The 7,650-nt window shown below is 64.8% G+C and carries 7 protein-coding genes and 3 pseudogenes; 5 read left to right on the top strand and 5 right to left on the bottom strand.

All coding sequences use genetic code 11. The features are described 5' to 3' along the window. Positions 1 to 129: pseudogene (locus EOB59_RS36720) on the bottom strand (pseudouridine synthase); the annotation flags it as partial. 160 nt (positions 130 to 289) lie between these two features. On the opposite strand from EOB59_RS36720, the gene EOB59_RS26300 reads away from it, so the two are divergent. Next, on the top strand, positions 290 to 736 hold the full coding sequence (locus tag EOB59_RS26300) for an SRPBCC domain-containing protein (RefSeq protein WP_128289561.1): 447 nt from the start codon (positions 290 to 292) through the stop codon (positions 734 to 736). Between the two features lie 38 nt (positions 737 to 774). Here EOB59_RS26300 and EOB59_RS26295 read toward each other — a convergent pair whose 3' ends face one another. Then, positions 775 to 1,608, bottom strand: coding sequence for a helix-turn-helix transcriptional regulator (locus EOB59_RS26295; RefSeq protein WP_164895747.1), 834 nt, complete (start codon positions 1,606 to 1,608; stop codon positions 775 to 777). A gap of 90 nt (positions 1,609 to 1,698) precedes the next feature. On the opposite strand from EOB59_RS26295, the gene EOB59_RS26290 reads away from it, so the two are divergent. Next, a complete protein-coding gene (locus EOB59_RS26290; protein ID WP_128289559.1) occupies positions 1,699 to 2,589 on the top strand; it encodes an SDR family oxidoreductase in 891 nt (296 codons plus the stop codon). Between the two features lie 80 nt (positions 2,590 to 2,669). Here EOB59_RS26290 and EOB59_RS26285 read toward each other — a convergent pair. The 3 genes and pseudogenes from EOB59_RS26285 to EOB59_RS26275 form a co-directional block, all read right to left on the bottom strand. Next, a pseudogene (locus EOB59_RS26285) lies at positions 2,670 to 3,367 on the bottom strand (RibD family protein). Between the two features lie 4 nt (positions 3,368 to 3,371). Continuing rightward, positions 3,372 to 3,773, bottom strand: coding sequence for a type II toxin-antitoxin system HicB family antitoxin (locus EOB59_RS26280; RefSeq protein WP_127322197.1), 402 nt, complete (start codon positions 3,771 to 3,773; stop codon positions 3,372 to 3,374). A gap of 5 nt (positions 3,774 to 3,778) precedes the next feature. Further along, positions 3,779 to 3,981, bottom strand: a pseudogene (locus EOB59_RS26275) (type II toxin-antitoxin system HicA family toxin). Between the two features lie 344 nt (positions 3,982 to 4,325). Between EOB59_RS26275 and EOB59_RS26270 the strand changes: the two are divergent. The 3 genes from EOB59_RS26270 to EOB59_RS26260 all read left to right on the top strand — a co-directional run. Further along, positions 4,326 to 5,273: a substrate-binding domain-containing protein gene (locus EOB59_RS26270; RefSeq protein WP_013530574.1), complete on the top strand. Its 948-nt coding sequence runs from the start codon at positions 4,326 to 4,328 to the stop codon at positions 5,271 to 5,273. A 122-nt stretch (positions 5,274 to 5,395) separates the two neighbouring features. Continuing rightward, positions 5,396 to 6,964: a sugar ABC transporter ATP-binding protein gene (locus EOB59_RS26265; RefSeq protein WP_128289558.1), complete on the top strand. Its 1,569-nt coding sequence runs from the start codon at positions 5,396 to 5,398 to the stop codon at positions 6,962 to 6,964. Beyond that, positions 6,961 to 7,650: ABC transporter permease (locus EOB59_RS26260; RefSeq protein WP_164895746.1), on the top strand; the 690-nt coding region annotated here is incomplete at its 3' end. The genes EOB59_RS26265 and EOB59_RS26260, both read left to right, overlap by 4 nt.

The raw sequence follows: 7,650 nt of genomic DNA, 5'->3' as shown, positions 1-7,650 counted from the left end.
CACGCGGCCCTCCGCGATCAGCACATCCGCCTGCGTGCGCGAGCACAGGCCAAGTTTTGAGAGGGCGCGGTTGAGACTGACGCCGGGCGCCGCCTGCCTGCCGCTCTGCCGTGTCTGGCGTGGTGTCATGCTGCCCGTCTGCGCTGGTGGAGCCGACAGATGCCACGGGCCACGATCGCTTCGCAAGCCGCGCTGCTGCAATCGTGCGCAGGGCAAGGGCAATGACGGCATCCGCAACTCTTGGACCGGCGATATTGTCGCCGCCGCATTCGCGATAAACTTGCTTCGCATGAGTGAGTCTACCGCGCCGATCACCAAGACCGTCGTCATCGGTGCCGAGCCGGCCAAGGTCTGGCGGATACTGACGACGCCAGAAATGATCCCGCAATGGATGTCCGACGAGGAGTTGACCGTCAGCCTGCAAGGGCAGGCCGGCGGCGCGATCGTGATGCGCGGACTGCTGCACGGAATGCCGTTCGAGAACCATGGCACCATCCGCGCTTTTGAGCCGGAGCGACTGTTCGCCTACAGCTACTGGAGCACGTTGTCGGCCCCGCGTCTGGCGGACGTGCCCGAAAACCACACGGTGGTCAGCTTCGATCTGGCGCCGGCGGATGAGGGAACGCTGCTGACGCTGACGCTCAGCGATTTTGCCGAACCGGCGATCCGTCCGCATGCCAATCTCTACTGGGGGCCGACCTTGCAGATTCTGAAAGCGGTCTGCGAGCGCGCTTGAGGGCGGGAGTCATTCCCCGCGGACGGGTTATCAGGCCCTTACTCTTTGGGGTGTTGGGCGAGAGCCAGCGCGCGAATACGGTCGGCGACGGCGCTGTCGACCGGGTTGTAGACGGTCAGGCTCAAATCCGGCCGGCCGTCGACCGCGAAGCCCGAATATTCCAGCTCGATATCGCCGAGTTTTGGATGCTTGAGGCGCTTTGTCCCGTCGCCGTGGCTGAGCACGTCGTTTTCGCGCCACAGCGCGTCGAATTCAGGGCTAGCGCTGCAGAGTTCGTCGACGAGTTCGCGCACCTCGGAGACAGCGCCGGCGCGTGCCGCATCGGCACGGAACGAGCCGACCACGAAACGGGCCAGGTTTTGCCAGTCGTGCTGCTTGGCGCGGATGGCGGGGCGCAGGAACATAAAACGCAGGATGTTGCGCTCGCCCTCGGGCAGGGCGCTGTAGTCGGTCAGCACGACCCGCGCGGCGCGGTTCCAGGCAACGACATCCCAGGTGGCGGTCCTGACTATGGCGGGGCTGGCATCGAGCGTGTCGATGAGGCGCTGCAGCCGTGGGCTGACACCCTCGGCACCGGTGTAGCGGACCTCGGGCGGGCGCCCGAGCCCCAGCATGAAAAGATGTTCGCGCTCCGCCTCGGTCAGCAGCAGCCCCTTGGCGATGCGATTGAGGACATCGGCCGAGGGCGCGCCGCCGCGGCCCTGTTCCAGCCACGTGTACCAGGTCGGGCTTATGTTGGCGCGCTGAGCGACCTCTTCCCGGCGCAACCCCGGCGTGCGTCGGCGGCCCGAAAAGCCGAAGGAAGCCGGATCGAGCCGCGTGCGCCGGTCTTTGAGGAACGCTGCCAGCGAGCCGGCGGAATTGGAGGGCATCCTGTTAGCCATTATACCATGATAAGATCACTACTTTAATAGAATAATAGACCAGCAATATTACGCAGGCAACTGCGCAGGAGATTTTGCATGCGTATCTTTCTCACCGGCGCGACCGGTTTCATCGGTTCGGCGCTGGTTCCCGAACTCATCCAGGCGGGCCACCAGGTGGTCGGCGTGACCCGCTCCGACGCCGGCGCCGAGGCGCTGGCTGCTGCTGGTGCCGAGGTGCACCGGGGGACCCTCGAAGATCCCGAGGGGCTGCGCGACGGCGCGGCCAAGGCGGATGCTGTGATCCACACGGCGTTCGACCACGATTTTTCGCGGTTTGCCGAAAATTGCGAAAAGGACAAGCGCGTCATCGCCGCACTCGGCGCCGCCCTGGCCGGCTCCGACCGGCCGCTGGTGATCACCTCCGGCGTCGGCATGGGCAGCCCTGGTCATGGCGAACTGGCAAGCGAGGACGTCTTCAACCCCAGCCATCCCAATCCGCGCATCGCCTCGGAGCTGGCCGGCAATGCCTTGCTGGACGCCGGCGTCAACGTGTCGGTGGTGCGGCTGCCGCAGGTCCACAACCCGGTCAAGCAGGGCCTCATCACGCCGCTCATCGAGATCGCGCGTGAAAAAGGCGTCTCGGCCTATGTCGGCGAAGGCCGCAATCGCTTCTCCGCGGGCCATCTCCTCGACGCGGCGCGGCTTTACCGGCTGGCCGTGGAAAAGCGGCAACCGGGAGCACGCTATCACGCGGTCGGCGAGGAAGGCGTCGAGGTGCGGGCCATCGCCGAGGCGCTTGGCCGGGGCCTGAAATTGCCGGTCGTTTCCATCGCGCTGGAAAGAGCGGCGGAGCATTTCGGCTGGATGGCGATGTTCGCGCCGATGGATCTGCCGGCCTCCAGCGCGCTGACCCAGGCACGGCTGGGCTGGCATCCGACCGGCCCGACGCTGATCGCCGATCTCGACGCCATGCAATACGCCGTTTGACCGGCTGAAGCGTCGGCGCAGAAGCGGGCCGCCAATCCGGGATAGCCGGGTTGGCGGTCATTTCCGTTCAGCGAGCAACGTCAAGCAGGGGTGACGGCGTAGCGCAGATGGACGAGCCCATGCGCCAAGGCCTCGCAGCTCATCAGGGACAACTGCATCTTGCCCGCCAGGCCGCTCTCGCCGAACTCGACGAAGGCCTGGTTGGCGGCGCGTCCATCGATCGCGGGCGCCACGAGAAGGCTCAGTTCATCGACGAGCCCGGCCGCAAGGAACGAACCGTTGATGCCGGCGCCGCCCTCAAGCAGCAGCCGGCTTATGCCGAGTTCGCTGCCGAGCACCTCGAGCACAGCCGCGAGATCGATGTCCGCCGCTTCCGACACGATATAGGACACGCCGTCGGCGGCGAGTTCGGCCAAATGGCTGTCGGCGACGTCGCGCCCAAGCAGCACCACGACATGGTCGCCGCCGATGTCCGGTTTGGAAAAATGAAGCTTGCCCGAGGCATCGAGCGCCACGGCATAACTGCCCGCATCCCTTTGCGCGAAATGATAGGGCCGGTCGACCTTGCCGGCATTGGCCGCGGATGCGCGCCGGCCTTGCTCATTTCGGCCATGGTGACACGGCCGACGATCCAGGCGTCGCCCGCGAGATCACTGTGGATATGCTCGTAGAGGCTCGACCACTCCGCCCGGGTCCCGTCCGGACTTGTCGTGTAGCGGCTTGGATGAAGGCCGCCGTCGAGTGATGCGAGCATATGGCAGATGATTTGCGGCTTCATCGGGTCACGCCGCTTCAAGCGCCATCACTTTTTCAGCGGCCTTTGCGAGAAACCCCGATCGGGTATAGCCATGAGCTTCGGCAAAGGCATCGATCCTTTGGAGAATGTCGTCGGAAAGCGTCACGTTGATACGCACTGTTTTCCTGGTCTGGGTCTGGGCCGAGACCAGGATTGCAACACCGTCGCGATTATCGGCGTCCGCCATCACAGCCTCCAAACTGGAGGGTTCAGGAACAGCCCCGCCATCCTCGACCAACCCTTCGATGTGGAGGGCGAGGGCCTCTTCAGCCATGGACCGGGCGTCATCCAGATCCTTGCCTGCGGTAATCACGCCTGGGAAATCAGGGAAAGACACACCGAAGTCGCTGTCGGCATCCTTATGGATAAGTCCGATATACTGCTTCATGGCCGTCACCTCAGTTTCAGTCCAGATTGTTTTTCGATGCTGCGCAGGGTGCCTATTGGAATATCGCGCTTGGGATGAGGACGGTGACCCGCCCTAGCCTGTCGCGGTGTTTGAATTGCGCATGACTACCCCTTCGGGCAACTTCAACCCACCCATCAGCTTCCAACAGGCGGATAATGTCGGCGCTTTTCCATGTGTATTTATACACATTTAATGGTGGCCTTTCAATAAGGAAGTCAGTCAACGCCAAATAGGCCGCAGGAGGCGATGCGCCGTGTCTATTGTGCTGGGAAGCATGCCCACGATCCAGAAATCCGACAATTCCGATAATTTGCCGAACAGCGCTGTTATATCGAGGTTGCACAAATGGTTGGCGCTGGGTTAGCATCCCTGCGCAGGCGTCGGTGGGAGGCTCTTTTTACAGCGGCGGCCAGCTGGAGCGGCATGCGTTTTCGGGCGCAGGGAGGATGCTCCACACTTTGAACCGACGCATGATCCTTCCTGAAACCGATCCCGGTTTTCGGGTCGTGCGTTCTTGTGGAGGAGGATCCCATGAACAGACGTGAATTCCTGCTGTCGTCCGCGGCTTTCGGCGCCATGATGGTCGCCGCGCCCTCGGTGTTTGCGCAGGACAAGCTCACCATCCTTGGCTCGGTGCCCAGTCTCGGCTTTCCGTTCTTCGTGCACATGCTGAACGAGATCAAGGCGGAAGCCGCCACGCAAGGCGTCAATTTGACCGAAAGCGACGGCCAGAACTCGGCCACCAAGCAGACCGCCGACATCGAGGCCGCCCTGGTGCAGAAGGTCAACGCCATCGTCATCTCCCCGCTCGACGTCAATGCGCTGGCGCCGGCCATCGAGGAAGCGGTCAAGGCCGGCGTTCCCGTGGTGACGATCGACCGCCGTGTCGACGGAGTCGAGGGCATCCTCGCCCATGTCGGCGCCGATAACGTCAAGGGCGGCGAGGCGGAAGCCAACGCCGTGGTGGCGGCGTTCCCCAACGGCGCCAAGCTGTTCCATCTGCAGGGCCAGCCCGGCGCCGGTCCGGCGATTGACCGCAACAAGGGCGTGCACAATGTGCTCGATCCCTTGAAGGACAAGTATCAGATCGTCTTCGAGCAGACCGCCAACTTCGCCCGCGCCGAGGCGCTGTCGGTGACCGAGGCCGGCCTTGCCGCCAACGGCAAGCCCGACGCCATCGTCTGCGCCAATGACGACATGGCGCTGGGCGCCATGGAGGCTTGTGCCGCGCGCAACTTCACCGACGTCAAGATCTACGGCTTCGATGCACTGCCGGAAGCGCTGGTCGCGGTGCGTGACGGCAAGCTTGCGGGCACCGTCGAGCAGTTTCCCGGCGAGCAGTCGCGCACCGCGGTGCGCATCGCGGTGGCCTTTGCCAAGGACAAGACCGAGCCGAAGGAGAAGCTGGTGCTGCTGACGCCGATCGTCATAGGCAAGGACAATCTCGACAAGGCGGAGCGGATTGGCGAGACGAAGTAGGGGTTTGGCGGGGATCGGCCGATTGGCAAAGCCGGCGGGACAGCGCTCCCCTCTGTCCTGCCGGACAGAGGGGAGCGTTCAAGCGCTGACAGGCGACACCAACTGCATGGAAGGAGCCACCCTTGCCGCCAGCCGCTGAAGCCGCATCGTCCGAACCCATCCTGCTTGCCGTCGAAGGCATCACCAAGCATTTCTCGGGCGTCACCGCGCTCAGCGACGTCTCGCTCGATATCCGCCCCGGCGAGATCCTCGGCCTGCTCGGCGAAAACGGGGCCGGCAAGTCGACGCTCTTGAAAATCCTCTCGGGCGTCATGCCGCCGTCGGGCGGCCGCATCACTTTCGACGGTGCCGGTTATCATCCATCCAGCCCGCAGGATGCCAAGCGGCTCGGCATCGTCACCATCTACCAGGAGCTCAGCCTGATCCCGACGCTGACGGTGGCGGAAAACATCTTTATCGGCCGCGCGCCGACCGGTCCGCTCGGGCTGGTCAGTTGGAGGCGGATGGAGCAGGACTCCCGCACGATCATCGCCCGCGTCGGCCTCTCCATCGATCCGATGACGCCGGTGTCGGCGCTGTCGGTGGCCGAACAGCAACTGGTCGAGATTGCCCGCGCCCTGTCGCTGAAAAGCCGGCTGATCATCATGGACGAACCGACCTCGGCGCTGACCGAGACCGAGGTGCAGCGGTTGCTGTCGATCATGGACCGGCTGCGCAAGGACAAGGTCGCCATCATGTTCGTCACCCACCGGCTGGAGGAAGCCTCCGCCATCTGCGACCGCATGACGGTGCTGCGCGATGGGCGGCTGGCCGGGCATCTCGACCGTGAGGGTGGACCGATCGCCCTGCCCAAAATCATCGAGAAGATGGTTGGCCGCGCGGCGTCCGAGCTCTACGCCCGGCCGGCGCAACGCGCGGTGGCCGGCGATGTCGTGCTGTCGGTGCGCGGCCTGCGCACCGTGCGCGATCCCGAAGCGCCGCACGCCATCGTGCTCGACGGCGTCGACATCGACCTCAAGGCCGGTGAAATCCTCGGCGTTGCCGGGCTTGTCGGGTCGGGCCGCACCGAGCTGGCGCGCGCCATCTTCGGCGCCGACCGTATCGCGGCCGGCACCATCACGCTCGATGGCAAGCCGATCGCCCCGGCATCGCCCGCAGACGCCATTGCGCTCGGCATCGGCCTGCTGCCGGAGGACCGCAAGCACCAGGCGATCTTTGCCGCGCTGGGCATCCTGCCGAATTTCTCCATCGCTTCGCTGGGCAGCTTCAGCAACGGTTTCGGCTTCATGGCCGAGCGGCGCGAGCGCGATGCGCTGTCCGGGTTTCGCAAGATGCTGTCGATCCGCATGGCTTCGGCCGAGCAGGCGATCGAAGGCCTGTCGGGCGGCAACCAGCAGAAGGTGATCCTGGCGCGCTGGCTGGCGCGCGATCCGAAAGTGCTGATCGTCGACGAGCCGACGCGCGGCGTCGATGTCGGCGCCAAGACCGAGGTGCACCAGATCCTGGTGCAGCTTGCGGCGCGCGGCATTGCGGTGATGATGATTTCGTCCGAGCTGCCCGAGGTGCTTGCAGTGTCGGACCGCATCGTCACCATGCGCCGGGGCCGCATCACCGGCCAGATGCCGGGCGTCGAGGCAAACGAGGAAAGACTGATGGAACTGATGGCACTCGACCGCAAGGAGACACTATGAGCGTGGCGGGGGAACAGGATCAGCGCGGCGGCATCAACTTCGCGCGGCTTTTGATGAGCTTCGGGCCGCTGCTGTTCCTGGTGGCGCTGATCATCGTCTTCACCGTGCTGAAGCCGAGCTTCATGGACCCGATCAACCTGTTCAACATCACAAGGCAGATCTCGATCACCGGGCTGATCGCGCTCGGCATGACCTTCGTCATCCTCACCGCCGGCATCGACCTGTCGGTCGGTTCGCTGCTCGCCTTCTGCGGTATGGTCGCCGCCGTGGTCGCCAAGGGTGGCTCCGCCAACACGCTGTCGCTGTCGACGAGCGGCACGCAAGGATTCGGCTGGTTCGCAGCACTCTTGGCCGCCGTCGTTGTGGGCGCTGCTGCCGGCGGGGTGCAAGGGCTTGTCATCACCCGGCTGAAAGTGCCGCCCTTCGTCGTTACGCTGGGCGGGCTGACGGTGTTTCGCGGGCTGACGCTGACCATCTCAAACGGCGGCCCGATCTCGGGCTTCGACGCCTCGATGCGCTGGTTCGGCACCGGGCTGATCGGCCCCGTGCCGGTGCCGGCGCTGATCTTCGCCGCGGCCGCCATCCTGTGCCATATCGTGCTGCGCTACACGCGCTACGGGCGCGCTGTCTACGCCGTCGGCGGCAATGCCGAGGCGGCAAGGCTGTCGGGCCTGCGCGTCGACCGT

The sequence above is a fragment of the Mesorhizobium sp. M7A.F.Ca.MR.176.00.0.0 genome (genome assembly GCF_004023165.1).
Classification (GTDB): Bacteria; Pseudomonadota; Alphaproteobacteria; order Rhizobiales; family Rhizobiaceae; genus Mesorhizobium.
This window is presented reverse-complemented; position numbering and strand designations above follow the sequence as displayed.

Bases quoted from the DNA above. Each gene is read 5' to 3' on its own strand.
- EOB59_RS26300 (WP_128289561.1), top strand. From the start codon at position 290: ATGAGTGAGTCTACCGCGCCGATCACCAAGACCGTCGTCATCGGTGCC.
- EOB59_RS26295 (WP_164895747.1), bottom strand. From the start codon at position 1,608: ATGCCCTCCAATTCCGCCGGCTCGCTGGCAGCGTTCCTCAAAGACCGG.
- EOB59_RS26290 (WP_128289559.1), top strand. From the start codon at position 1,699: ATGCGTATCTTTCTCACCGGCGCGACCGGTTTCATCGGTTCGGCGCTG.
- EOB59_RS26280 (WP_127322197.1), bottom strand. From the start codon at position 3,773: ATGAAGCAGTATATCGGACTTATCCATAAGGATGCCGACAGCGACTTC.
- EOB59_RS26270 (WP_013530574.1), top strand. From the start codon at position 4,326: ATGAACAGACGTGAATTCCTGCTGTCGTCCGCGGCTTTCGGCGCCATG.